Below are 24,983 nucleotides of genomic sequence, written 5' to 3' on the forward strand. Positions count from 1 at the left end.
ATGCAACCGGTTTCCCGGCTGAGGCTAGTGGTGTACTTACTGCCGGTGGTGGGGCTGGTGCCGGCGCTGGTGAATCTGGCGACGAATCGTGGCCGTTCGGTGCAGGAACGGGAGTTGAGCCGGACCGTCATTACACTTACGGGGTTATGGCTGGTGGCCTATGGGGCGTTGGGGATGGCCGCGCAGCAGGAGTCCTTGGCCCTACCGGCGTTGCTGGTCAATAGCCTAACGACGTCGGTCTATTTCATCCTGCAGGTGTGGCTGACGGTGCGGGTCTGGCGGGGGGAATCGCCGTCTCTGCCGGGGCTGGCCCGTCTGGCCCGTCGTTTACCTTGAGGGGGAATTTGCGTTAGACTGGCCTTTAATGGGGGAGAAGGTCTGTGTCGGTTACACCTACACCAACTCGTATTGCACCGGTCAAAGCGCGGCCTAGGCGAAGGGGGGGTTGGGGTCTGGCCCTATTTACCCTCCTGGCGGTGAGTTCGGCGGCGGTGGGGGGTGGCTTGGCCTGGTTTTTGCACAGCACGCCCCTGCAACAGCGTTGGTTGAGCCAGGAGGAGGCGAAAACCTTTTTTGGGGAACCCCTGACCGGTGGTTTTTGGGGGGTACCGGAATTGCGACGCCCGGTGCATGTCCTGTTTCTGGGAATTAAGGTGCTGTCGCTGGATGCCCAGGCGGGTTACTATAAGCGGGTCAATGATTTTGAGGGGTTGACCGACACGATGATGTTGTTGCGGTTTGACCCCACGACTGACACGGTGACGATTCTGTCCCTGCCCCGGGATACCCAGGTGCTGATCAAAAATGACCCCTACAGCAAGTTAAACGAGGCCAACGCCAGAGGTGGTCCTGCGTTAGCGGCGGAGACGGTCAGCGCCCTGTTGGGGGGAGTCCCCATTGACCGGTATGTGCGGGTAAATCCGATGGCCATTGAAGCCCTGGTGGATGCCATCGGCGGTATTACGATCAACGTGCCTAGGGAACTGAAATACCAAGACGACAGCCAGCATCTCTACATCCATCTCCGGCCGGGACCCCAAAGGCTCAATGGCAGACAGGCGTTGCATTTTCTCCTGTATCGTCAGGACGGGCTGGGGGACATTGGCCGGATTCAACGGCAGCAGATGTTTATGCGGGCTTTTCAGGAGCAGGCCTTAACCCCCCAAACCCTGACCCGGTTGCCCCAGATTTTGGCCGTCATCAAGGAATATGTGGACACCAACCTTACGGGGGAAGAATTGGTGGCCCTGGTGCGGTTTGTTCAGCAGACGCCGCGGGAGAAACTCCAGATGCTCCTCTTGCCGGGCCAATTTGGGGGCAGCGGTCGCCTGGCCAGCTATTGGATTCCCGACCCTACCCGCATCCAGCAGATGGCCGTCCAACACTTTGGCCTAGAGGCAGCACCGCCTCTACAAAAGGACATCAGTTTTGCCCAGTTAGAGGTCGTACTGCAAGACAGCACCGGCGACCGGGACGCGATTCCGGCTTTGACGGAGCATCTGTTGCGGGCGGGTTACCGGCGGCTCTATCGCGAGGTCCCCTGGCACGAGACGCTCAACCAAACGGTGATCATTGCCCAGCAGGGGAACCTCCAGGCGGCGCAGGCGGTGCGGGATGCTTTGGGGTTTGGGGAAGTGCGAGTTGATAGCACCGGCATCCTCAATTCCGATGTCACGGTGCGAATTGGCCGAGATTGGCGATTCTATCTCAAGAATTAGGGGAAAGTACAGATGGCCGTTGGTACTTGTACCGAGTTACTCTGAACTTGGAAACGACTATCAGCGCTTACATTGGCTATATTTCCCTGAGCCTCGAGAGCAGACCGTAGGCCAGAGCTATTAGCTGCTACTGGTAGTGGGCTGGTAATGCCGAAAAGTTGGAGATTGGCTGTTGCTGCATTCCGTCGTAAACGGAAATCCTTGGCAATGGCAGGATTCTGCGAGCGGTTGAATTGGATTTGGAGACACATGGTTGAGTTGTTATCGGCACGGCCCAAAACACCCGCATCCCGACCGGTTGCCGTATTTGTGACCACGTTATTAACTAAGGTGGCATTTAATCGAGACGTGCCTTCAGAACGCAAGAAAATACCCGCATCACCACCAGAGCCACCGCTTGCATTGACCGTGTTTCCTTGAACTACGGCATTGAGTTGGCCCCCCTGCTCAGTGCGTAAACGGATGCCATCTTGACCGGCATTGGTTATAGTATTATTTCGCAGCTCGACATCAGCTTGAGCTGTGTTAGCGGCCAGTAAGCCACCATCATCATCAAGGCGGACATCAATACCCCGTCCCCCCACATTACTGATAGAGTTGTTCGTAATCGTAATACCGCTGACGGTTACACCATCAATGGTTACTGATGAGCGGAAGTTAGAATTTTCTCGTGGTCGGATGTGAATACCGTTATCACCGACATTACTAATTGCATTATTGCCGATAAGGGCCGCTACATTGTTACTACCTATGCCACCAAAGCTAATCGCCTTATCCGGAAATTGATTGATAGTATTATTAAGAATCTGCACGATAGCATGGGCACCTGTACCAAAATTGAAGTCAATCCCGTCGGCACCGCCCGTAGCTCCTGGAGCTGTGACCGTATTACCCGTCACCAGATAGCGACCGAAGGCCGGGCCACTGCAAGCTATGAAGGGAGCGCCACTGCGACACAAATTAATCTCGATACCATCAACTTCCGTTGCTCCTGCCGGAACCGTGACCGTATTACCCTGCATAACCGCGTTAATGTTCCCCTGGGAGTTGGTCAAGAAAATAGCCCCATTAAAATCTGCAAAAGCACCTATGTTAGAACGGGTACCCATAACAGTATTGTTGATAATTTCAGCTCTACCCTGCACATTCTCTAGATAGATACCTTCACCCAAGGCGTTATTGACTACATTATGTAGAATGCGTATATTTTCAGAGCCGACAGCGGCAATACCTCGACGACCTGGCGTACCACCAACGGGTAATGTATCGGTAATTTGCACCTCAAAACCGGCCAAGGTGGTATTGCTCCCTAGGGTAATGACCGCCTGACCACTAGCCAAATTACCCGGCCCGAAGGTTCCTTGCACCACCGGTCGTACATCACCGGCTATAGCGGGAATCGTGATGGTGCGTATAGGGTTAAAGCGAGTACGCACCGGTAATGGGTAGTTGACGGCACTAGAAAAGACTTGGGTGCCTGACGGAACAGTAAAAGGTGCTAAGCCTGTGTTATTACCGGAGCGCACATAAACCAAGGAGTTATTCCCGTTCGCTGCGGCGTTCAAGGCAGGTTGTATCGTACCAAAGGGGTTCTCTGCGGTTCCATTTCCCCCCGCTGCCCCAACAACAACATGGAAAACTTCGTAGGGTTGACCGTCCGGTCCCCGTGCAATAATGTCATCACGAATACGCTGCTGTTCTATCGTAATGGCATTTCGGCGTGTAGGTAAAGCTCCTAACTGTTGTACAAAACTTGCCGTTGCTAAAGACAAGGTCCCGTCTGGAAGTTCTAGAGGTTGGTGGCCTGCCTGAGCGAGTAGAGTTTGTATAGTTGCTGTAGTTGCTGGTGCAGTCCGTCTGATGCCTGCCCATTCCGTGAGATGGATACCAATACTAAACAAAACCATCATGTTGTAGGGCTAGACTGCCGGAAATACCTTCTCTGATAGCCTGCAAGCCACCGCGAATACCTAGGGCATTGTCACTGCGTTCCGCAGTTAAAAAATACCCCCCCATAAAGGGGCGTAGGTAACCTTTTTCATGCAAGGGTATGATACGCCCCACCTCTATATCAAAACCATACATGGCAGCATCAAAAAAATTTATGCCCTCTAAGAACAAGCGATTTCCCCTAAATGGTACCCTCGCTAGTCCCAGAATCTGCTCACCAGTTTGGCGACGTGACCTGCCAACAGGAATATAGCCATTAAGATTAACGTTCCATAGATCGAATGCTGTTTCAAATCCTAAACCGATTTGGTGATAGAAATGGCCATTATACTCCCTTCCATCCCAACTAATATAGCCCCCGAATAAACGACGATTTTCTAAATCATAGACCCTCTGACCTAGAATGAAATTGCCGCCCAACTCACCAGTATCAAAAATATTAAAGATTGGTGCGATGTAGGTTATGTTTCCCGGACGTTGCCCCAAGGGCAAGAAGCTCTCAATACTGGTAAAACCAACCGTTCCCCCAGACCGATTGGTATAACGTAACCCTGCAGATGGTAAAAACCTTATATCGCTTACCCTGGTTTGGGCCTGGGCAGTTACGCCCAAAAACACCTGCAGTAGGGATAGCCCAACTCCAAGAAACCTCCTCCAGAAAACCATGCGTTTTAATTTCTTCCCTCACACCACCAAAGTGATATGGTGCCACAAACTCAACCTCACAGCTTTAATGAAGAATTATTTTCGAGTTAAGAGTGATTTAAGATGGTAGCTCATCTACTCAGTGCGCAGGGCCACGATGGGGTCCAACCGGGCGGCATACTGGGCAGGGGCCACACCGGCGACCAAACCGACGACCGCAGACAGGAGCAAGGCGGCAGTGATGGCCCAGGGCGCTAACACAAAGGGAATATTGAGAAGTTGGGCGGCTCCCCAGGCGGCCAGAATACCCAGCAGCAAACCCACCAGACCGCCGCATAGGGACACGAGAATGGCTTCAGTGAGAAATTGATGGAGGATTGCCCCTTCGGTCGCCCCCACCGCCTTGCGGATGCCGATTTCCCGGGTGCGCTCCACCACGGACACCAGCATGATATTGGCAATGCCGATGCCCCCCACGACGAGGGAGATGGCCGCAATGGCACCCACCATCACCGTCAGCAGGCCGGTTATTGCCGTAAAAGCGCTGATGATGTCCCCCTGGTTGTTGATGCGAAAGTCATCCGGCTGGGGCGGGTAGATGTTGTGGCGGATGCGCAAAAGGTTCGTGATTTGGAATTGGGCCGCCTCCATCTCCGATTCATCCGGTACTTGCACCCAGAAGCCACTGATGGCAATGCCCTGGAGCGCGTTTTGCCCCACAATGCGGGCGGCCATGTTCTTGAGGGGAATAAACACCTGGTCATCCTGGTCAAAGCCGCCGGTAGTGCCCTTGGGCGCCAGCACCCCAATCACCTCGTAGCGGTCCCCTTGAATCCGTACCGATTTCCCCAAGGGAGATTCCCGGCCAAACAGGTCCCGCGCCACCGTCGCCCCCAGGACCACCACCGATTGGGCCGTTTCTAACTCGGTGGGGGTAAACACCCGCCCTTGATCCACCGTAAACTGGCGCACCTCCCAGAAGTGTTCATCCACGCCGTTGACCAGGGTCAGGGTGTTTTCTGTGCCGTAGGTGACCTGGCGTTGTCGCGTCAGATAGGGAGCTACCGCTTGCACCGAGGGCGCTTGTGTTGCTACCGCCTGGGCATCCTCCAGCGTCAAGGTACTCACGGCTGTCACCGCTTGGGCAATGCCCCGCACCCGGGGGGGAGCCGCCTGCACCTGCAGGAGATTGGTGCCTAGATTTTGAATTTCCTGCGCCGTAGCTTGTTGCACCCCTTGTCCCACGGCTGTTACGATAATCACCGACGCAATGCCGATGACCACCCCCAGCATGGTCAAAAACGCCCGTAAGCGCCGCGCCCCCAGGGAACGCCAGGCCATGGCTAAAACGTCCAACCAGCTCAGCGATGGCGGTTGTGGCTTCCACATCAGCGGCGGGGCGGTCCTCCCAATCCGGGGATCAACGGCGCTAATTGGGTACGGGGACGTTCACCCCGGGGGAAACTTAGCAAGACCCGGTCGCCGGGTTTGAGGCCTTCCTTGACTTGGGTTTTGTCCCCCACGCTGACGCCTGTACGGATGGGTTGAAACTGGGGCGGATCGGTGGCCAGAAATACCCCCGTACGGCGTTCACGGCGCACAATGGCAACCGTCGGCACCACCAGGGCATCCTTAAGCGTTCCCACCTGAAACACGACCGACGTATTCATCCCAGCCCGTAGTTTTTGGTCGGGGTCCTGTACCGCCAACCGTACCTCAAAACTGTTGACGTTCTGTTCAATCACCGACTGCACGGCAATTTGCACCACCCGTCCCGTGAAAGGGGTTTCGGGATAGGCATCGGCAATGATCTTGGCGGTCTGGCCGAGGCGCAACTGGGGCAAGACCGTTTCTGGAACCTTGGCTACCACCTGATTGGGTCCTGCCAGGGCTAGCACCGATGATGACGTGGCTGAGGCCACCGTACTCCCAGAAGTCGTAGGGGTGACAAATGCCCCGGGTTCGGCGTAAATCCGGCTGACGATACCGCCAAAGGGCGCCCGCAGCACCGTGTCATTCAACTGGGACTGCACCACTTGGAGCACACCTTGGGCCTGGAGCAGCTGCGCCCGTGCTTGGGCAATGTCCTCTCGGCGGAATCCCTCTTGCAGCAAAGCCAGTGCCTGTTGGGCTTGCTGAAGTCGCGCCTGGAGCTGGTCCCGTTCCGTGCGGGTCCGGTCTAACTCTTGCTGGGAGATGGCTCCTTGGGCAAATAACGTTTGGTTACGCTGGAGATTCAATTGGGCCTGTTGCAGCGCTGCTTGAATTTCCGCCACCTGGGCTTGCGCCTGGGCAATCTCCTGCTGCCGGTTGCCGGCCAGGAGTCGTTGTAGATTAGCTTGCGCCCCTTGGACTTGGGCCTGGGCTTGGATCAGTTGCCCCCGCAGGTTACTGTCGTCCATAAGGGCCAGGATTTGACCTGCCACCACCCGGTCCCCCTCCCGCACCCGCAGTTCCCGGACGATACCGGCATTTTTGGGGCTGATATTAATCGTGCGTTCTGGGCGGACTTCCCCGTTCACCTGGACGGTCACTGGCAGGGTTTCCTGGGTCACCACCGCAGTTTTGACGGCCGGTTGCCTAGCGGGTCGAGGGCGTCCCTGCCACCACCAAATCCCACCGGTGATGACTACGGCTGCTCCCACCAGCGGTATCCAGCCTTTAGCCTGCTTGACCCGTTTGAACACGGTTGACCCACCTCAACCCCCCTTGTATTCTAGACTGCCGTAGCCGCTTTGGGGTTCAGCGAATCCAGTGCAGGTTTAATCCCGGATTTGCTCCCGCAGTTGGGCCGGGATGGTCACCGGTGGTTGCTCCAGGGTGATGCGTAAAGCCCGTTGGGGATTGCGCAGGGTGGCCGTGCTGACCGATGGGCTAGGTTGCTGGGCCAATTCGGGGGTCGGCGTACGGGTCACCAGACCGGAAAGGACACCCCCTACCAGGGCCGAAGCCGCCACCAGTAGGCCACTCCAAACCAGTCGCTTACGGGCGCGCCGGGTTATACGGGTCAATACGCCGGTCACCACTTCATCCACGGGCATCCCCGGTGTGGGGGCGGGCAATTCCTGACAAAGCTCGTGCAATTGCACCAATTGACGGTATAGACGCTGCGCCTCCGGGTCCGTAGCCAGCCAATGTTCGACCAAAGCCCGTTCTTCAGGACTGACTTCCCCGTCCACATAGGCGCTGAGCAGTTCAAACCGGTCGAGGGACTCATGACGTGTGGTTAACATAGGCGGAAGCGGCACACCCGCTACTAATATGGCACAAAACTAGCTGTCTAAGTAGGGTTTCAGTTGGCTCTGTAAACGCGCCCGCGCCCGGGCAATCCGGGACTTCACCGTTCCCAAGGAGGTTCCGGTAATCTCGGCAATTTCCTCATAGGCCAAGCCCTCTAGCTCCCGCAAGATAATGGTGGTGCGAAACACCTCGGGCAGCTCAGCAATGGCCCGTTGCAGGCGCTCGTAAAACTCTTGGGTGGCTAAGTCGTCACTGGGGCCGGGGTGGTCGCAGGGCAGGTCCCAATCCACGTCGGTATGGCCCATCTGGCGGGGCGCATCCAAAGAGACGGTCATTCGCTGGCGTTTGCGACGGCGCAGCTCGTCGTAAAACAGATTCGTGGCAATCCGGCTTAACCAACTCCTAAACTTCTTAGGGTCTTGCAGTCGCTTAATATGACGGTAGGCGCGCACCCACACCTCCTGGACCAAATCCGCCCGGTCTGGCCAGTCGGCCGCCAGATGGTACAGGAGACGCTCCACGTGGGTCTGATGGCGACGCACCAGTTCCGTGAAGGCAGCACGGTCAGGCTGTAACCCCTGTTGGCAACGGCAGACCAACTCCTCGGTGGTGAGTTTGCCCACAGGCACAGACGGCACCTCAAAACGGGACCACGCAGCAGACAACGGTGGATGCATGGGTGAGCCTAAGTCGTTCAGTATCTACCTGGCCACTGAGTAGAGACGTCATGACCTGGCCCAAGTTCCTGCGAGTTATTCCCATCTTAATCCTGGCGGTGGCCCCCTTTGGCTGTGGGTTACGCCCCAAAGTCCGCCCCTTGCCCCAGGACCCCATGATCCAGGCCTATTTCAACCAATCCGAAGCCGCCACCTACCGCGACCCCTACCGCACAAAGGTCCCCGAACGCTATGGGGATAATTTCGAAGCCATCATTCTGCGGGAGATCGAAAATGCCACCCGCTCGATTGATGTGGCCGTGCAGGAAATTCGCTTGCCCTTGGTGGCCAAAGCCCTGGTGCAAAAACACCAAGCGGGCGTACGGGTACGGGTCATCTTGGAAAACAGTTACAACGTAGCTTTGAGTCAGTTGACCGAAGCCCAAGTGGATGAACTCAATCCCCATAGCCGCAGCCGTTATGAAGAGGTCTTCCAACTCATGGACACCAATGGGGATGGCCGCCTCAGCCAAGAGGAAATCAACAATGGCGACGCCATTATCATCTTCCAAAACGGGAATGTACCTCTGATTGACGATACGGCCGATGGGTCCAAAGGCAGTGGCTTGATGCACCATAAATTCATGGTCTTTGATGAACGGCGGGTGCTGGTCACCTCGGCCAATTTCACCACCAGTGATATGCATGGAGATTTTGGTTCCCCGGAAAGCCGAGGTAACCCCAATTCCCTTCTGCTAATTGACAGCCCGGAGGTGGCGCGGTTGTTTGTGGAGGAATTTAACATCATGTGGGGGGATGGACCGGGTGGGCTACCGGATAGCCGCTTTGGCATTCAGAAACCCCTGCGCCCGCCCCAGACCCTGAACGTGGGCAATGGCCGTCTTACGGTGATGTTTTCGCCGGCCCGCCGCCGCCAGTGGCACCAAAGCACCAACGCCCTGATTGCCGAAACCCTCAGCCAAGCCCAACGTAGCATTGACCTGGCCTTATTCGTGTTTTCTGAGCAACCGTTGGTGGATGTGATGGAACCCCTGCACAACAAAGGTGTGCGCATTCGGGCTTTGATTGAACCAGATTTTGCCTATAAGTACTACAGCGAGACGCTGGATATGTGGGGGTTGGCGCTGCCCCGCAAAGGCACCTGCAAATACGAACCCAATAACGCCCCCTGGCGCAATCCCGCCCGCGAAGTCGGTGTTCCCAAACTGCCAAAAGGGGACCGGTTGCACCATAAATTCGGCCTGATTGACAACTACATCGTTATTGTGGGTTCCCACAACTGGACGCCGGCGGCCAACCACAACAACGATGAAACCCTCCTGGTGATTCGCAACGCTACGGTGGCTGCCCATTTCCAGCGGGAATTTGAACGTTTGATGCGAAATGCCCAGCTGGGGCCGCCGGGATGGTTGCTCCGGGCGGTCAAGGAGGCGGACCGGAATTGCGGTCGCGTGGTAGGTCCTTGAGCAATTGGCTAGGGTTAGGGGATAATAACCGCAGGGTCAACGGAATAAGTTCCAAGCTCCTCCGCTGCAAAAGTAAACTCGCGTCCAGGGACGATGGCGGATCTGAGAATCTAAGGAGGGGCAGCAGAGTATGAGACGATGGCAGTGGTTGGTTGCGGTTGTGGTGGGCACGAACTTGCTTGCCAGTTCCCTGCCCGGCCAAGCCCAATTGGTTCCGAGACGACAACGGCAAAGGGTTGCGCGCCAACAACCAGCGGTGGTCGCCGCTACCCAGAACCAACCGAATTTGCCTAGACGGGTGATTTCCCTGCAGCAATTGGGCTATACCCGCCCGGTAGTCCTGCGCGGCCCCAACCCGGAATTCGGGGTGAGTATTCCCATCCATGGTCGTGGTCTGGATGTCCAACAGAGTTTTGTGCAGTTAGAATTGGCCCCTTCGCCAGTGCTCAAAGGGGATTCTACCGTGCGGATTCTGGTCAATGGACGACCGGAGCGAGTGATCCCGGTGAAGGAGTTGATCCCCCAAAAAACGGTGCGTATACCGTTGCGGATGCCGCCGCCTGGGGAACGGTTTATTTCGGTGGGGATCGAAGGGTTTTTGCGGATTTCCCAGGATTTTTGCCAAGATGCCATCTCGGGAAACCTGTTTTTGACGGTGGGGGAAAATAGTTTTTTCCAACTGGTGCCCACCGCTACGGATAACTCCATCTATGCTTGGTTTCGTCCCACCTACCGGCGGGTGGTGATGGCGGTTCCGCCCCAAATGGACCAGGCTACAACCCAGGCAGCCCTGTGGCTATATAGCCTGCTGAACTATCACTGGCGCGACACGCGGGTGCCGGTGCAGTGGGTGACGGGGGCACCGGGGGCGGTGGATGAGGCTACAGACGCACTGGTGGTGCTGCATCAGGAGACCCCAGCACCCGACCTACAACGCCAGGGGAATCGTCTGCGGGTGCAGGCCCGACCGGAGGTGGTGCGTTCCCTGGCGCAACTGCGACCGGACTTGGTGGCGCCAACGGTGCAGGTGAGGGCTGCGGACTTGCCTAGGCCGGACCGTCCCCGTAACCGACGGTCGTTTGCGGAGTTGGGCTGGCCGGAAACGGCGAAAACGGGGGTGGGTGTCCAGAGCTTTCGGTTGACGTTTGACCTGGCCCAGTTGGGGGGACGACCCCGGGATTTGGTCCTGGCGTTACGGTCGCGGTTTAGTCAACGCAGCGAGCGGGACCGGGCAACCATGCGGGCGCAGATTTTTTTCAACGGCGCCTTGGTCAACAGCTTCAACGTGGGCACCGACACCCAGCTCCATGTCACGTTGCCGTTGCCGGAGCGTCGTCTGCAGCGGGTGAATAACCTGGATGTGTTGTTTGTGCCGGATGACCCGGGGAATTGCCTGGCGCCCCGACCGGTGACGGTGCAGGTGCTGGGAGAGTCCTACCTGGATTGGAGCGATTACCAACCCCCCAAAGGTACCCTGGCCGATGTGCCCCAGGCGTTTTTAGGGGAAGGGCAGGTGGTGGTAGATACGGACAATCCGGCGTTGGTGGCGGGCACGGCCCAGGTGTTGGGGATGCTCAGCCGCTTGGCCAGACGGCCCCTACTGCCCCAGGTGCTACCGGCACAGGAGATTGGCAACTGGAACAATCTACCGGGGCGACCGGCCTGGCGGTTGGTGGGCGCAGGACCCCAAACCCCCTTCAATAGCCCGATTCGCTTGGCACAGGATTTCACCATCATCAATCCCGCGAATCAGCAGCCCCTGTTGCAGGCCCGGTTGGGGGTGAGTATTGGCCTGTTGCAGGCGTTTTTGCACCAGGGAACGCCGACGCTGTGGTTGTCCTGGTGGGGGGATAGGCCGGAGGTGGCAGCTCAGACCGGTGCGACCCTAGCTGACCCCATCGCCAGTTGGGGCAATCAACTCCAGGGGAATGTGGTGACGGTGACGCCCCAGGGTCAGTTGGAGATGTGGGATTTGAGTGGTGAAACGGTGCAGGTGACCTACCCGACTGAGCTAAATTGGTGGTTGATCCTGCGCCGGTATCGCTGGGTATTCCTCGTCCTGTTTTTGGCCTTCGGTGCCCTGGTAGCCTGGCGATTGTACCAACGACTGGGTCAGCCTCCCAAAGCACCCACGCCCCCTACCCCTTAAGCCCATGCGCTCCTTCGACCCTGCGGTTTTGGTGACGGCTGGCTTGCTCACCCCTGACCAATGGGCCCAGGTGCAACAGCGATTACAGGATTGTACCCTGCGGGATGCGCTCAAGGAACTCGGCATTAGCGAGAATGCCTATATTACAGCCCGGGCCAGAATGACCCACGAAATGCTACTGCGGGAATGGTTGCAGGACCACCGGTTGGATTTGGGCCTAAGTCAGGTGCGCCCGCCCCACTACTGGAGTCAAGTGGAGCTTTTCCCTTGCGCTTGGCAGGATGATCGCACCCTGGCAGTGGCGGTCACCGACGGGAGTTATCCCCACGCCCAGACCATCGTGGCGACCATTTGGCCCTGTGCCCAGGTGTCCCCTTTGCTAGCAACCAGCACCGAAATTGGGCGTTTGGTGGTGCATTTGCATCTGGGGCAAAAGCTGGTGCAGGCGGGTATGGTGACCCCCCAGCAGTGGCAGGAGGTGGTGGACATCTGCCGGCGCAACGGTTCCCCCATCGGTCAGGTGCTCACCCGCTTGGATTACGTAAAGCCACAGGCCTTGTTACAGGTTCTGGTGGAACTCACGGGCTGCCCTAGCTACTCCCAGCTCATCGGCACGCCGGCCTGGTCCATGGATGAGCATCTGGTACGGCAGTTTGACCCCCAGGTGATGGCACGGCGGTTGTTTGTGCCTTTGCACTGGGTTGATGAGCGCACACTGCTGGTGATGGTGCAAGACCCTTTGGATATGGGGGTCAATGGGGAAATTCACCGGCGATTTCCGGGGGTGGAAATCACTAAAGTCCTGGGCACAGAAAGCGATGTGACCTATTTACTGGATGGGGTGTTTCGCCGGTTGTGGAGTTGGCAGGCGGTGTATCGGTTGCTGGCCCGCTCTCCCCGGGAATCGGCAGCCCAGGTTTTCACGCCGGCCCAAATCCTTTGCCTGTACAGTTTGGGGGTACTGTTGGTTGGGGGATTGCTGCACCACCCATCCCTCACTTTGTCTATTGTTCTGTCGGTGATCAACTTGTTTTACATCGCTGCCATTGGGTTCAAGTTGTTGTTGAGTTTGGTGGGGTCGGTGGACCGCAAACAGTACATTTCCCTCGAGGAAATTGCCCAGCTCAAAGACGAGGAACTCCCGGTTTACACCATCCTGGTGCCTGTCTATAACGAGCCGGCCATCGTCTCCATGTTGATTAAGGGGTTAGGGCAACTGGATTACCCCAAGGAAAAACTCGATGTTTTACTGCTACTGGAAGAGAATGACCGGGTGACGATTGAAGCGGCCAAGGCTGCCCATCCCCCCCGCTATATCCGTTTCATCTACATCCCCGACAGTCAGCCCAAAACCAAACCCAAGGCCTGCAATTACGGTTTGGCCTTTGCCCAAGGCCAATATCTCACCATCTACGACGCGGAGGATATCCCGGACCCGGACCAGCTCAAAAAAGCCATCATTGCTTTTCGCAAGGGTCCCCCCAATCTGGTTTGTGTGCAGGCGGCGCTCAATTATTTCAACCGGGACGAAAACTTTTTGACCCGCATGTTTACCCTGGAGTATTCCTACTGGTTTGACTATTTACTGCCGGGGCTGGACCGGTTGGGCCTGCCGATTCCTTTGGGGGGCACCAGCAATCATTTCCGCACGGACCGGTTGTTGGAGTTGGGGGGTTGGGACCCGTTTAATGTGACGGAGGATGCGGATTTGGGGATTCGCGCCAGCCAGCGGGGGTATCGGGTGGGGGTGATTGATTCGACGACCTACGAAGAAGCTAACTGTCGCCTGAAAAACTGGATTCGCCAACGCTCCCGCTGGATTAAGGGCTATATGCAAACCTGGCTGGTGCATAACCGCAATCCCTGGCGTTCGTTGCGTACGTTGGGATTAGGGAACTGGCTGGCCTATCAGTTTTTTGTGGGGGGGACGGTGGTGTGTTTTTTGAGCAATCCCCTGCTGTGGTTGCTGTTTATTTATGCGGCGATTTCCCGCGCCCCCTGGCTGGAACAACTGTTTCCTGGCTGGATTTTGTACGTTTCCCTGTTTAATTTGCTCCTGGGCAACAGCATCGGTATTTATCTGAACATGATCGCGGTGTTTCGCCGGAAATACTACAGTTTGACTCCCTACGCGCTGCTAAATCCGGTGTACTGGTTATTGCATTCGGCGGCGGCCTATATGGCCCTTTGGCAACTGTTTACCAAGCCCTTTTACTGGGAAAAGACGATTCACGGCCTGAGCAAATTCACCCAGCATGCCCCCCTAGCCAAAGCACCACAACCACAGGGGCACGGTTAACAAAACACCGGCGGTGGTCAGGGCGATGGTGGCCGCCAGAATGTCCCGGTCTAGTTCGTATTCTTCAGCAAAGATCAAGGTGGCGATGGCAGTAGGCATCCCGGCCATGAGGACCACCGCCAGACGTTCCCCGTCTTGTACCTGGGCGAGGGTGAGCGCCAATCCCACCAGCAGGGGCATGACCCCAATGCGCATCAGGGCCGGCCAGGCAGCCAGTCGCCAACTGCCGTTCCATCCCACCTGATACAACCGCCAACCGGTGAGTACAAAGGCTGCACCGATGACCACTGGCACCGACTGGTCTAACGCCGTCTCCAACCAGCCGGGAAACAGCAGCGGGCGGCACAGGTAACTTAAGGCGAAGGCCCAGAGGGTCGGAGTGAGCAGTAGCTTTTTCCAGTCGTAGGCCGTTGCCGTCTGCCGCGCGCCAAAATACCCCGCCACCCAAATCCCAATCCCGTAGGTGCCCAGGAGATTATTGGTCAAGCTGTAGCTCACCACCCAGTCCCAGGCGTGGCTATCCACCAGTCCCGGCGCGATCCCCAGCCCCACAAACCCCGTATTCACCAGGGTACCGGCCAGCACCAGGCTCCCCTGCTGGGCAATAGAGAGTTTGGCGGACCACCAGCGCACCCCCAGCCACATCAGCGCCAGATTCCCACAAATGACCGCCAGCGCCAGCAGGGGCACCACCCACACCAGCCCGTCAAAGTCCGTATGGCGCACCAGGGCGAAAATTTGCAGCGGCACCCCCACCCAGTACAAGGTGCGCCCCAACAGATGGGGGAATGACTCCGGCAGCCACCGTTGCGTCAGGAGTCCCAGCCCCGTCCAGAGCACAAACGGCGTGTAAACGTGGATGACCGACTCCATGCAACGTTCGGTTATTGCCCGCTCCAATTACGGTTTCTGCGGCTGCGTCTCACGCTTGGGCTGCTCCAGAATAAGATTAGCAGGTCAAAGGTGTCAACCGATGACCATGCCAAACTGTCAAATAGGAGGTGAGGGCTATGGCTTTGGTACGCTGGGTTGACCCGTTCCGGGAATTGGAAATCATGCGGCGGCAGATGGACCGGTTGTTTGACGAAATGCTGCGCCGCGACGACGACACGCAAGTGAACCGGGGGGTGGATTGGGTGCCGGCGGTGGAGTTGCAAGACACGCCTGACGCCCTGATCCTGAAGGCGGAAATTCCCGGTGTCAAAAAAGAAGACCTGGATGTGAGCGTCACGCGGGAAGCCGTGCAAATTGCCGGTGAACACCGCTTTGAAAAACGGGAAGAAAGCAAGGGCGCGGTGCGGACGGAATTGCGCTATGGCCGGTTCCAACGGGTGATCCCCTTGCCCGTACCGGTGGCGCACGACCAAACCAAGGCGGAATACCGCGATGGCATCTTGACCCTGACCTTGCCCAAGGCTCCGGAAGTCAAGACCCAAGTGTTCAAACCCCAACTGACCGAGGCCCAAAGCTAATCTATCCGTTTGACTCCCTGCCGGTTGCCAGCCCCCGGGAAGGGGGATTTTTTTTATTGGCCCCGGTTTATAATTTGCGCCGCAGGTAGCTACCAGACCGGCAGGGGCAAATCAACTCTTGGCTAAGACTGTCGGATGCCTTCAGGACTCCCATAAATTTGCCCTTTTTGTGCAGGTAAGGCCGAGATAGAGCAAGTCCTTCCCCTAACCAATAGTGGCGCAACGACTGTCAGTTTTGCTGGGCCACATTCATGGTTGATGCGCGTTGTTTCCCCTGGCCACATCTCAAGTTAATCCCACGGCAAACGGACCGACAAATTCTTGCTGGATAAACACGGTTGATAGCCAGGGTAGACAACTGTGGGATAATTTTACTGTGGTTGCCATAGGAGCAAGGCCTTTCCATGAGCACCAAAAGTGCAGAAATTATTGCCATCGGTACGGAATTACTGCTGGGGGAAATTACCAACACCAATGCCCAATTTTTGGCCCAGGAGTTGGCCGCCTTGGGTATTCCCCACTATTTCCAAACGGTCGTCGGCGACAATATCGAGCGTATTCATCAGGTGCTGGACTACGCCACCCGGCGCTCCCAATTGATTCTCTGCACCGGCGGTTTGGGTCCCACGCCCGATGACTTGACCACGGAGGCCATCGCCCAGTTTTTCCAGACGCCCCTGGTGGAACATCCAGACATCTTTGCCGAGATTCAGGCCAAGTACGCCCGCCGGGGACTGCTTACCCCAGAAAACAACCGCAAGCAGGCCCTTTTACCCCAGGGCGCCCAAGTCATCCCTAACCCCCGGGGTACGGCACCCGGCATGATCTGGTCCCCCCGCCCTGAGGTCACCATCATGACCTTTCCAGGGGTTCCCAGCGAGTTGCAGGCCATGTGGCGGGAAACGGCGGTGCCCTACTTACACCAACACGGCTGGGTGACCCAGGTGTTTTTGAGCCGCAATCTCCGGTTTTGGGGGATTTCTGAAGCGGCGCTGGCAGAAAAGGTGCGGGATTTTTTTGACCTGACGAACCCGACGGTGGCTCCCTATGCGGGTAAGGGGGAAACGCGGCTGCGGATTACGGCGCGAGCTAAAGACCGGGAAACGGCCCTGGCCTTGATTGCTCCGGTCGAGCAGCAGTTGCGGGAGCGGGTGGGGGCGGACTGCTACGGGGCGGATGAGGAGACGCTGGCCCAGGTGGTGGGGCGGCTACTGCAGGAACGACAGGAAACCCTGGCGGTGGCGGAATCCTGTACCGGGGGGTTGTTAGGGGCCATGATCACCGATGTGCCGGGAAGTTCGGCCTATTTTCAGGGGGGAATCGTGGCCTATGCTAATGCGGTCAAGGAACAACTGCTCCAGGTACCAGCGACGGTGCTGGCCACCCAGGGAGCCGTCAGTGCAGCAACCGCAGCGGCGATGGCCAAGGGGGTACGGGAACGGCTGGGAACCACCTGGGGCCTAAGCATGACGGGCATTGCTGGACCAGGGGGAGCTACAGCAACCAAACCGGTGGGGCTGGTGTACATCGGGTTGGCGGGGCCGGCGGGACTGGTGCAGTCTTGGGAACATCGCTTTAGCCCGGAGCGGGGCCGTGATTGGATTCGCCACCTGAGCGCCTGTCAAGCCCTAGACCACCTACGGCGCGTATTGCTGCACCCGGTCTAAAAACCGTTGGACTTGGGTAGGACATCCCCCCCAATGGCAGTGGAGGTAAGAAGCATGCAGGGTGGCATGGCCGTAGCAGGGTTCGGCTGTCCCACCGGTGACCTGAGAGTAATGAAACTCATGTCCCACCAGGGTTTCTCCCCAGCTGACAAAACAGGTGTCCCGATTGACCAGTACACGTCGGTAACCCAGAGTTAGGCGCTGGGTCATGGCGGTGGTAATGGGTAAAGCCCCCACCATCGGCCAGGTGCGCCCGGAGAGGTCCGTCAGGCTCTGGCCCAGCACCATCAACCCCCCACACTCCCCATAGACCGGCAATCCCTGGGCAATCCGCCGCCGCAGGTCACAGCAAACGTCCCTTTGACTGCTTAAGGCTTCGGCATAGAGTTCGGGATAGCCACCCCCCAGCAACAACCCATGGACGTCCGGGGGCAAGGGTCCGTCCTGAAGGGGACTCCAAAACCTGAGGGTGACGCCCGCTGCCTGCAACAGAGCCAAGCCATCGTCGTAGTAGAAACAAAAGGCGGCATCGCGGGCGATCGCCAAGGTCACGGGTTTCTGGCAATGGAGGGTCGGCCAGGGGGGATGGCTCAAACCCCGGGGGGAAACCTGGAGCAACGGTCGCAGCCGGTCCCAGTCAAAACAGGTTTGGCCGCAGTGGACCAGGGCAGCGCGCCAGGGAGTTAAATCGGCGGCTTCCAGGGGAGTAACCAGCCCCAGGTGGCGTTCCGGGCGGTGTAGGGCATCCCAGCGGCGACATTCCCCCAGGATGGGAACACCCAACGGCTCCAAGGCTTGGCGTAGTAATTGGCTGTGACGGTCACCGGCCACCCGGTTGAGCACTACCCCGGCGATGGATACGGCAGGGTCCCAACTGCGATAACCGTGCACCACAGCGGCCACCGAACCTGCTAACCGCTGGCAATCCACCACCAACACCACCGGCAAATTCAACAGCCGAGCGATGTCAGCCGTACTGCTGGGGCCGTCAAACAACCCCATTACCCCTTCGACTAGGGCATAGGATGCATCGCGGGTGTGATAGGCGTAACAGCGTTGGACGTAGGCTGGCGACGTGAGCAGAACATCCAAGTTGGGGCAGGGGCGTTGGGTGATCCAGCGGTGCCACAGGGGGTCGAGATAATCCGGTCCCATCTTAAACGACTGCACCTTTTCCCCTTGGGCCGTCAAAGCGGCTAATATCGCCAGAGTAACCGTAGTTTTACCAACACTACTGCGCTCTCCAGCCAGGATTAAACCCATTTAATCTACTAACACCTTGGGGGGCAGCAACCACAGCAGTTGCGCTTGCCCCACCGGCGACCCCTGATCTGGCAACTCCAGCAGGACCACACCCGCTTTTTTCAACACCAGCTTGTCCCGTGCTTCCCCCCAGACCAACCGCTCGGCCCAGTGTCCTAAATCCGGCTGATGTCCCACCAGCGCTACCGGCCCTCCCCCCTGGTCCAACCATTCCTGCCACCAGGTCAACCATTGGTGCCAATCCCCATCCGGCTGCAGGGCTTCGTGGACCACCGGCATCGGCCCCATGCCCGCTTCGTGACAAATCACTGCCGTCTGACTGGCCCGCAGGTAGGGACTCGTCAAAATCACGTCCACCTGCACCCCTAACTCCACTAGCCGTTGGGCCACCGCCCGCGTTTTCTTGTAACCTTCCTTGGTTAAGACCCGCTGACTGTCGGGCTGGTCTGGCTCCGGCTCCTGGGCAATCCCGTGACGAATCAGGTAGAGTTTCATAGCCCCAATTTTAACCCAGGGACGCCACCTGCAAACCCAGAACTAACCGATCAACCGGTAACGGGCCTGTACCCTGGGGCCTGATCAACAAATTAAAGAAAAAACATCAATAACACCCGTTTCAGGTTACGGACCAGCAACTGAGCGAATAAGCATCGCTGGCCAAGGACAACTGGATACTGCAATCAGCCTTGGGGTGGGTGTTCATGGAGCCGAGCGGAATCGAACCGCTGTCCGCATCGGGTAGTAGCGTCCGAATCGTTCACAGGCTTAGGTGTCTTCACCCAGACACCAGGGGCCGATTTTGTCCCAAACCGACCAGGGGTTCACGGTTAACCCTTGGCTAACAGGCAACCGTGCAAATCCTGTTAGCGCAACCGTTGGGGATCACTCATGGCTTAACGGTGTCACCATGAGCGGCTCGAGGTCGTCCTACTGACCCTTAGGCAGCCACAACGGCCGCTTTACGAGCAAAAGGAACGATGTTGTTCGCACTTACGCGCTTGAGCCTGGATTTACGAGCAGTGCTCATGCTCGGCCTGCATCATCGGAGGCGCGTTCGCCGACACGTCGAAGCCATTACGGCCCCCTGTCTAACTGTATTCTAGCTTGTCAGAGATAAAGGTGGCCAGCTTGGAACGGGGGTGGTTAACCGGCCATAATGGAGCCAGGGAAACGTCTTGGGGTCGCCTGTGGGTTTCATTGTTTTGGAGTGGCAAGAGGAGGGTCGCCAGCACCGCCGCCAGATTCCTTTATCTGACCCGACGGTGGTGATTCGCTTGGGCCGTGACCCCAGCCAGTGTGATGTGGTGTTTACCGACCCGACGGTTTCCGGGTTGCAGGCGGAAATGACAACGGACGGTCGGAGGGTCTTCTTGCGTTGTTTACGGGTGTCCAACCCGCCTTGGGTGGATGGGCAACGCTTAGGGTCAACCCCGGTGCCCCTGCGCAATGGGAGTGTGATTCGCCTGGGACGGACGGTGGTGCAGGTGACCCTGGTGGGTCCAGAACCGGTACAGCCGGCAGGGGGGACGGATTTGAGCTTGAGTCAGTTGATCCCGGTGGTGGGCAGTGGTCAGGCGCTGGCCCGCAAGGCCCACTTGATACCGGCCACGGTAGCTGTCGTTGGGGTGATTGCGCTTTTTGCCACCATCGGCAACCCGCTGCTGTTTAATGCTTGCTTGGCCTTTTTGCTGGGAGCAGGTGGGTTTTACTTCATTTACCAGCTCTGCGGGAAAGCCAAGCCCTGGTGGGCCATTACCTTGGTTGCCCTGTTGACGGTTGTACTGCTGCTAAGCCCGGTTTGGCACATTTTGGCATTTATTTTTCGGGGTATTCTTCCTGGCCAGATTGACCCCAGTAACCGCAGTTTTGCCGCCCAGTTGATTTCCCATTTTTTTGGGGCGGGGTTGTTGGAGGAGTTGATCAAGGCGCTGCCGATTGGTCTGTTTTGGTGGCTGGGACGACGGCTGGCTCCCCCGGCGCGCTCCCGGGTGGGGGTGGTAGAACCCTTGGATGGCATTATCTACGGGGCGGCGTCGGCCTTGGGCTTTACCTGGCTGGAGACGATGGGGGAGTATGTGCCGGGGATCATCCAGCAGGTGGGGCAACAGGCGGGTCCAGCGGTGGGGGAACTGGTGGGGTTGCAGTTGTTGATCCCGCGCATTTTGGGGTCGGTGGTGGGTCACATGGCCTATAGCGGCTATGTGGGCTATGGCATTGGCCTGGCGGCGCTCAAACCCAGGTACGCCGGGATGGTGATTCCTACGGCCTATGGCCTGGCGTCCCTGGTGCATGCCCTGTGGAATGCGTCGGATACGATTGGGGTGTGGGCGGCAGCGGTGGTGGGTATCTTGGCCTATGTGATGCTTTCAGCGGCGATTCTCAAGGCACGCCAACTGTCGCCCCACCGGGAGGAGAATTTCGCCACAACCTTGGCCCGCCGTCCATGACCACCTGGGAGACGTTTCAGCGGCTGAGTGAGCGGGGGAATTTTATCCCCGTGTATGGGGTGCTGCCGGCGGATGTGGATACGCCTGTGTCGGCCTGGTACCGGGTGTGTTGCGGCCAGCCCTATAGCTTCCTGCTGGAGTCGGTGGAGGGGGGCGAGCGCATCGGACGTTATAGCTTGTTGGGGTGTGACCCGCTGTGGGTGCTGACGGCTTGGGGGGACCGCTGTGAGCAGGTGTTCCGGGATGGGACGAGGCGGGTTTGGCAGGGGTCGCCCTTTGCGGTGATTCCCCAATGTCTGGCGCCCTATCAACCGGTGACGTTGCCGGAGTTGCCGCCGGGGTTGGGGGGACTGTTTGGGTTTTGGGGTTATGAACTCATCCGCTGGCTGGAACCGACGGTGCCGGTGGTGACCCAAGGGGAGTTGCCGGATGGCTGCTGGCTGCAAATGGACCACCTGCTGGTGTTTGACCAGGTGCGGCGCCAGATTTGGGTGGTGGCCTACGGGGATACCCGCCAGACGGATGTGCGCACGGCCTATGAACAGGCCCAGGGGAAGGTGCAGGAGTTGATCGCCCGGCTAGAAAAACCGCTGCCGCCGGAGGTGACCCGCCTGGTGTGGCAGCCCAACGCCCGCACCTTGGACCTCCACAGCGATACCACGCCCGAGGCGTTTCAGGCAGCGGTGCGCCAGGCCAAGGACTACATCCACCGGGGGGATATTTTTCAGGTGGTGCTTTCCCAGGAGTTGCGCACACCCTATAGCGGGGACCCGTTTTTGCTCTATCGCTCCCTGCGGCTGGTGAATCCATCGCCTTACATGGCCTTTTTCCAATTCGGGGATTGGCAGTTGGTGGGGTCGAGTCCGGAGGTGATGGTGAAAACGGAGGGTCGCCTGGTAACGGTGCGCCCGATTGCCGGTACCCGTCCGCGGGGGGCTACCCCGGAAGCGGATGCCCAGTTGGCGGAGGAACTGCGCCGGGACCCGAAGGAGGTGGCGGAACACGTAATGCTGGTGGATTTGGCCCGTAATGACCTGGGGCGGGTGGCCCAACGGGGAACGGTACGGGTGGACGAAATGATGGTGATCGAGCGCTACTCCCACGTGATGCACCTGGTAAGCAATGTGGTGGCGACGTTGGCGCCCGAGTACACCGCTTGGGATGCCCTGAAGGCCTGTTTTCCCGCCGGCACGGTCAGCGGCGCCCCCAAGATTCGGGCCATGCAAATCATCTATGAGCTAGAGCACCGGCGGCGGGGGCCTTATGCGGGTTGCTATGGCTACTACGACTTTGAGGGGCAGTTGAATACGGCCATTACCCTGCGGACGATGGTGGTGCATCGGGGGTGGGTGCGGGTACGGGCCGGCGCCGGCGTGGTGGCGGATTCCGACCCCCAGCGGGAGTATCAGGAGACCTGGAATAAGGCCAAGGGGTTACTGGCGGCCATCGCGGCCCTGGGGAATTAGGTCTTGATGAGCCAGGTCAAGGCGGCGGCCATGGCCAGAATACCCACCTGATGGGGCCAGAGGGACGCCAGGGGCAGGCGGCTGATTCGGTGGCTGAGCCATAGGCTGGCCAGGGTGCTTCCCCCGAGGGCTGCCGACTGCAGAAAACCGATCACCGCCGGATGGGCCTGCCAAGCGGGTAAAGGCACCCCTGTCACACCAAAGGTGGCCAATGTCACCGGCAAAAGGTGACCCGCTTCCCCCAACCCCAAGGGCAGGTAGTAGGCCAGGTTAGCGCCCAGCACCAGGGGCAAGTAGCTGTAGGCCAAGGACAGGAAGGGGGTGGGGCGGCCTAGCGCTTGCTGCACCCGATGCCAGAACCACACCAGACCACCGGGTAAGGCCAAGGCGGCAATGGCGATGACTCCTTGAGCGGGTCGTCCGGCGGGCGTTAACTCCCACCACTGTTCCAGCAAAGGTAACCGGTGCAGCACCACCGCCCCCAGCAGCAGCAACAACAGGCACACTTCGGCGGCGCTGGCTTCCTGGGTGGTCCACAGGTCAATGCCGGGCGGGCGCAGGTTCAGCTCCACCGAGCGATGGGGGCAGGCCTTCAGGCAGGTCATGCACAGGACGCAGTTGCGGTTGTCCGCCAGTTGGGCCGGATGGGAGTACAGGGGACAGCCGCCGGTGGCTTGCCCTTCCCCCAACGCCGGACCCCCCTTGTAGCACGAATAGGTGGTGCATTTGGCGGCGCACACCCCCTGCTGCGAGCGCAACTCAGTTATGGACAACTTGGCAAACAGGCCGTTCATTCCCCCAATGGGGCACAGGTAGCGACACCAAAACCGCCGCTCATAAATTTGGGAGCACATCACCGCCCCCGCCGTAATCAGCACCAACAACCAACTGGAGAGATAGGCGGTGTTGGGCAAATCCCAGAGTTCTTCCCACAGCAGGATCAGGGCAAACAGGGCCAACAAAAACCAGCCCCCCCACTTTTCCGCCAGCGGTCGCGGCCAGGGACGCAGCTTGCGGGGCCAGAGCTTCAGGGATAGCCTTTGCAGCAGCTCCCCATAAATCATGAAGGGACAGACGGCGCACCAGATGCGTCCCAAAAAGGGAAACAACACCAGCGATACCGGCCACCACCAGGCCCAAAACAGGTGGAGGGTCACATTGTGGGCGCGGTCCTGGGGCCCCCAAAAACCAATGGCCACAATTACTGGAAACAGCCACAGGGTGAGACCGTAGTTTAAGGCATCGGGCCACCAGGGACTGCGCAAAAAACGCCGTAGCCAGGGGTAGGCCTGGAGGAGGTTCCAGCGCCAGCGTCGTTGGCGAGCACGCTCCGGCCAAAACACTTCTTCGGTTAAAACGGCAGCCCCTTCCGCCTGGAGCAGTGCCCGCTCCACTAAGCTGGCCAACTCCCGCAAATTGCCGGGAAAGTCGTAGCTTTGCAGGCGGCGCAGGGCTTCGGGGGCCACCCGGGGCTTGGATAACCCTTTTTGGCGGCAGTAGCGGGCGATGTAGTAATGCACCCAGGCTTCGATATCCGCTTTGCACACCCGCAAGGGAGGCACTTTGATGACATGGCCCACTAGGTCCCGACAATCGCAGGTTTTGGTCTCGGCAATCAGGATCAACCGTCCCTGAAGCGGGCGGGAGACCACCGGTCCATCTCCCACCGGGTTATAGCGTCCTTCCGCCACCAGGCGTCGCAGTTGCAAGTACAGATGCCCGGGCCATTCGTGGACGTTGTTGAGAATGAGGGTACCCTGCCCCAGCCAATCCAGCAGTCCCGGTTTACCCCCAGCTTTTCCGAATAGCTCCGCGCCTGTGGGTGACAACATCCCACAGTTGAATTTGATCAGGGGCTGGCGCCGGTCGGGGGAGCCATAGTGAATCAGGGCGGCAATGTTGTCCTTTTCCAAACCGGGTTCCCCAAAAATCAGCACGGGGCGCCGGTCGCGGGTGGCTTGTTTGATAGCCTGGCGCAACCGCACCGCATAGCGACTGTGACCTACAATGCCCTGTTTCACCCGGGGCACCAAGTAGGGACGCAGGACAGCTTGCCGTTCCTGCTCGTAGGTTAGGCGCGTGGCGGCATCGGGAAAGGGTAGGGGCTGCCCTAGTTCGGGAAACTGCTGGACCAGGGCCAAGAAAGGCTCCCGCGCCAGGGTCCAAAGTTCCCCATCCGTCAGGGCCACCACCGTCTGCCGTGCCGGCTGGTCCAGGAGCAGTTCCTGCCAGGGGAAAACAGCGCCCGGGAGCAAGCACAGGGGCGGTAGACCCCCTTGGGCGGACCAGGTTTCACACCGTCCCGACCGCAGGATGTACAGGTGGGTGACCGGTTGACCTTCTAGGGCCAGGCATTGTTGAGCGGCATACCGTTCCACCTGTAGGGCTTGGGCAATGGCTTCTAAAGCCGGGGTGGGCAACGCTGCCAGAAACGTAACAGTTTTTAGCCAGGCCAGACGCTCATCAATAGTCATGGCGCATAGTCCCCGGGTTATTAATTCCTACGATAGACGTACTACCAACA

19 protein-coding genes and 1 other RNA gene are annotated in these 24,983 nt (G+C 58.5%); 9 read left to right on the top strand and 11 right to left on the bottom strand.

The window, feature by feature from the left end:
- Positions 1-336, top strand: coding sequence for a hypothetical protein (locus Q6L55_05755; protein MEN9258219.1), 336 nt, complete (start codon positions 1-3; stop codon positions 334-336).
- Positions 337-476: 140 nt separating this feature from the next.
- The gene (locus tag Q6L55_05760; GenBank protein MEN9258220.1) at positions 477-1,718 is read left to right on the top strand and encodes an LCP family protein; all 1,242 of its coding nucleotides are present in this window, start codon (positions 477-479) and stop codon (positions 1,716-1,718) included.
- Here Q6L55_05760 and Q6L55_05765 read toward each other — a convergent pair.
- The 6 genes from Q6L55_05765 to Q6L55_05790 form a co-directional block, all read right to left on the bottom strand.
- Positions 1,715-3,628: a right-handed parallel beta-helix repeat-containing protein gene (locus tag Q6L55_05765; protein MEN9258221.1), complete on the bottom strand. Its 1,914-nt coding sequence runs from the start codon at positions 3,626-3,628 to the stop codon at positions 1,715-1,717. The genes Q6L55_05760 and Q6L55_05765 overlap by 4 nt on opposite strands.
- On the bottom strand, positions 3,612-4,154 hold the full coding sequence (locus Q6L55_05770; protein ID MEN9258222.1) for a hypothetical protein: 543 nt from the start codon (positions 4,152-4,154) through the stop codon (positions 3,612-3,614). Before Q6L55_05770 ends, Q6L55_05765 begins: the two co-directional genes overlap by 17 nt.
- 294 nt (positions 4,155-4,448) lie before the next feature.
- The gene (locus tag Q6L55_05775; GenBank protein MEN9258223.1) at positions 4,449-5,654 is read right to left on the bottom strand and encodes an ABC transporter permease; all 1,206 of its coding nucleotides are present in this window, start codon (positions 5,652-5,654) and stop codon (positions 4,449-4,451) included.
- 47 nt (positions 5,655-5,701) lie between these two features.
- Positions 5,702-7,000, bottom strand: coding sequence for an efflux RND transporter periplasmic adaptor subunit (locus tag Q6L55_05780; protein MEN9258224.1), 1,299 nt, complete (start codon positions 6,998-7,000; stop codon positions 5,702-5,704).
- A 75-nt stretch (positions 7,001-7,075) separates the two neighbouring features.
- Positions 7,076-7,546: a zf-HC2 domain-containing protein gene (locus Q6L55_05785; GenBank protein MEN9258225.1), complete on the bottom strand. Its 471-nt coding sequence runs from the start codon at positions 7,544-7,546 to the stop codon at positions 7,076-7,078.
- A 39-nt stretch (positions 7,547-7,585) separates the two neighbouring features.
- Positions 7,586-8,218, bottom strand: a complete 633-nt coding sequence (locus tag Q6L55_05790; GenBank protein MEN9258226.1) for a sigma-70 family RNA polymerase sigma factor — start codon at positions 8,216-8,218, stop codon at positions 7,586-7,588.
- Between the two features lie 62 nt (positions 8,219-8,280).
- On the opposite strand from Q6L55_05790, the gene Q6L55_05795 reads away from it, so the two are divergent.
- The 3 genes from Q6L55_05795 to Q6L55_05805 all read left to right on the top strand — a co-directional run bounded on the left by Q6L55_05795 (position 8,281) and on the right by Q6L55_05805 (position 14,144).
- Complete coding sequence (locus tag Q6L55_05795; GenBank protein MEN9258227.1) at positions 8,281-9,696, top strand: phospholipase D-like domain-containing protein; 1,416 nt, start codon at positions 8,281-8,283, stop codon at positions 9,694-9,696.
- 130 nt (positions 9,697-9,826) lie between these two features.
- Positions 9,827-11,845, top strand: coding sequence for a cellulose biosynthesis cyclic di-GMP-binding regulatory protein BcsB (locus Q6L55_05800; GenBank protein MEN9258228.1), 2,019 nt, complete (start codon positions 9,827-9,829; stop codon positions 11,843-11,845).
- A 4-nt stretch (positions 11,846-11,849) separates the two neighbouring features.
- The gene (locus Q6L55_05805; GenBank protein MEN9258229.1) at positions 11,850-14,144 is read left to right on the top strand and encodes a glycosyltransferase; all 2,295 of its coding nucleotides are present in this window, start codon (positions 11,850-11,852) and stop codon (positions 14,142-14,144) included.
- Here Q6L55_05805 and Q6L55_05810 read toward each other — a convergent pair.
- On the bottom strand, positions 14,109-15,017 hold the full coding sequence (locus tag Q6L55_05810) for an AEC family transporter (protein ID MEN9258230.1): 909 nt from the start codon (positions 15,015-15,017) through the stop codon (positions 14,109-14,111). The genes Q6L55_05805 and Q6L55_05810 overlap by 36 nt on opposite strands.
- Before the next feature lie 137 nt (positions 15,018-15,154).
- On the opposite strand from Q6L55_05810, the gene Q6L55_05815 reads away from it, so the two are divergent.
- Both Q6L55_05815 and Q6L55_05820 read left to right on the top strand, forming a co-directional pair.
- Entirely contained in the window at positions 15,155-15,616 is a 462-nt protein-coding gene (locus Q6L55_05815) for an Hsp20/alpha crystallin family protein (protein ID MEN9258231.1), read from the top strand.
- A 404-nt stretch (positions 15,617-16,020) separates the two neighbouring features.
- Positions 16,021-17,283 (top strand): competence/damage-inducible protein A, encoded by a 1,263-nt coding sequence (locus Q6L55_05820; protein ID MEN9258232.1) that lies wholly within the window; start codon positions 16,021-16,023, stop codon positions 17,281-17,283.
- Here Q6L55_05820 and Q6L55_05825 read toward each other — a convergent pair.
- The 3 genes from Q6L55_05825 to ssrA form a co-directional block, all read right to left on the bottom strand.
- A complete protein-coding gene (locus tag Q6L55_05825) occupies positions 17,254-18,546 on the bottom strand; it encodes a cobyrinate a,c-diamide synthase (GenBank protein ID MEN9258233.1) in 1,293 nt (430 codons plus the stop codon). The two genes, Q6L55_05820 and Q6L55_05825, sit on opposite strands and share 30 nt — an antisense overlap.
- Entirely contained in the window at positions 18,547-19,041 is a 495-nt protein-coding gene (sixA, locus tag Q6L55_05830; GenBank protein MEN9258234.1) for a phosphohistidine phosphatase SixA, read from the bottom strand.
- Between the two features lie 204 nt (positions 19,042-19,245).
- Positions 19,246-19,630, bottom strand: a transfer-messenger RNA (tmRNA) gene (ssrA, locus tag Q6L55_05835).
- 103 nt (positions 19,631-19,733) lie between these two features.
- On the opposite strand from ssrA, the gene Q6L55_05840 reads away from it, so the two are divergent.
- The gene (locus Q6L55_05840) at positions 19,734-20,993 is read left to right on the top strand and encodes a PrsW family glutamic-type intramembrane protease (protein ID MEN9258235.1); all 1,260 of its coding nucleotides are present in this window, start codon (positions 19,734-19,736) and stop codon (positions 20,991-20,993) included.
- Positions 20,990-22,459 carry an anthranilate synthase component I gene (gene trpE, locus Q6L55_05845; protein ID MEN9258236.1) on the top strand — a complete coding sequence of 490 codons (1,470 nt, stop codon included), beginning with the start codon at positions 20,990-20,992 and terminating at the stop codon, positions 22,457-22,459. Before Q6L55_05840 ends, trpE begins: the two co-directional genes overlap by 4 nt.
- Here the strand turns inward: trpE and Q6L55_05850 are convergent.
- Positions 22,456-24,933 carry a sigma 54-interacting transcriptional regulator gene (locus Q6L55_05850; protein ID MEN9258237.1) on the bottom strand — a complete coding sequence of 826 codons (2,478 nt, stop codon included), beginning with the start codon at positions 24,931-24,933 and terminating at the stop codon, positions 22,456-22,458. The genes trpE and Q6L55_05850 overlap by 4 nt on opposite strands.
- Positions 24,934-24,983: the final 50 nt, after the last annotated feature.

Source organism: Gloeomargarita sp. SRBZ-1_bins_9 (genome assembly GCA_039794565.1).
Taxonomy (GTDB): domain Bacteria; phylum Cyanobacteriota; class Cyanobacteriia; order Gloeomargaritales; family Gloeomargaritaceae; genus Gloeomargarita.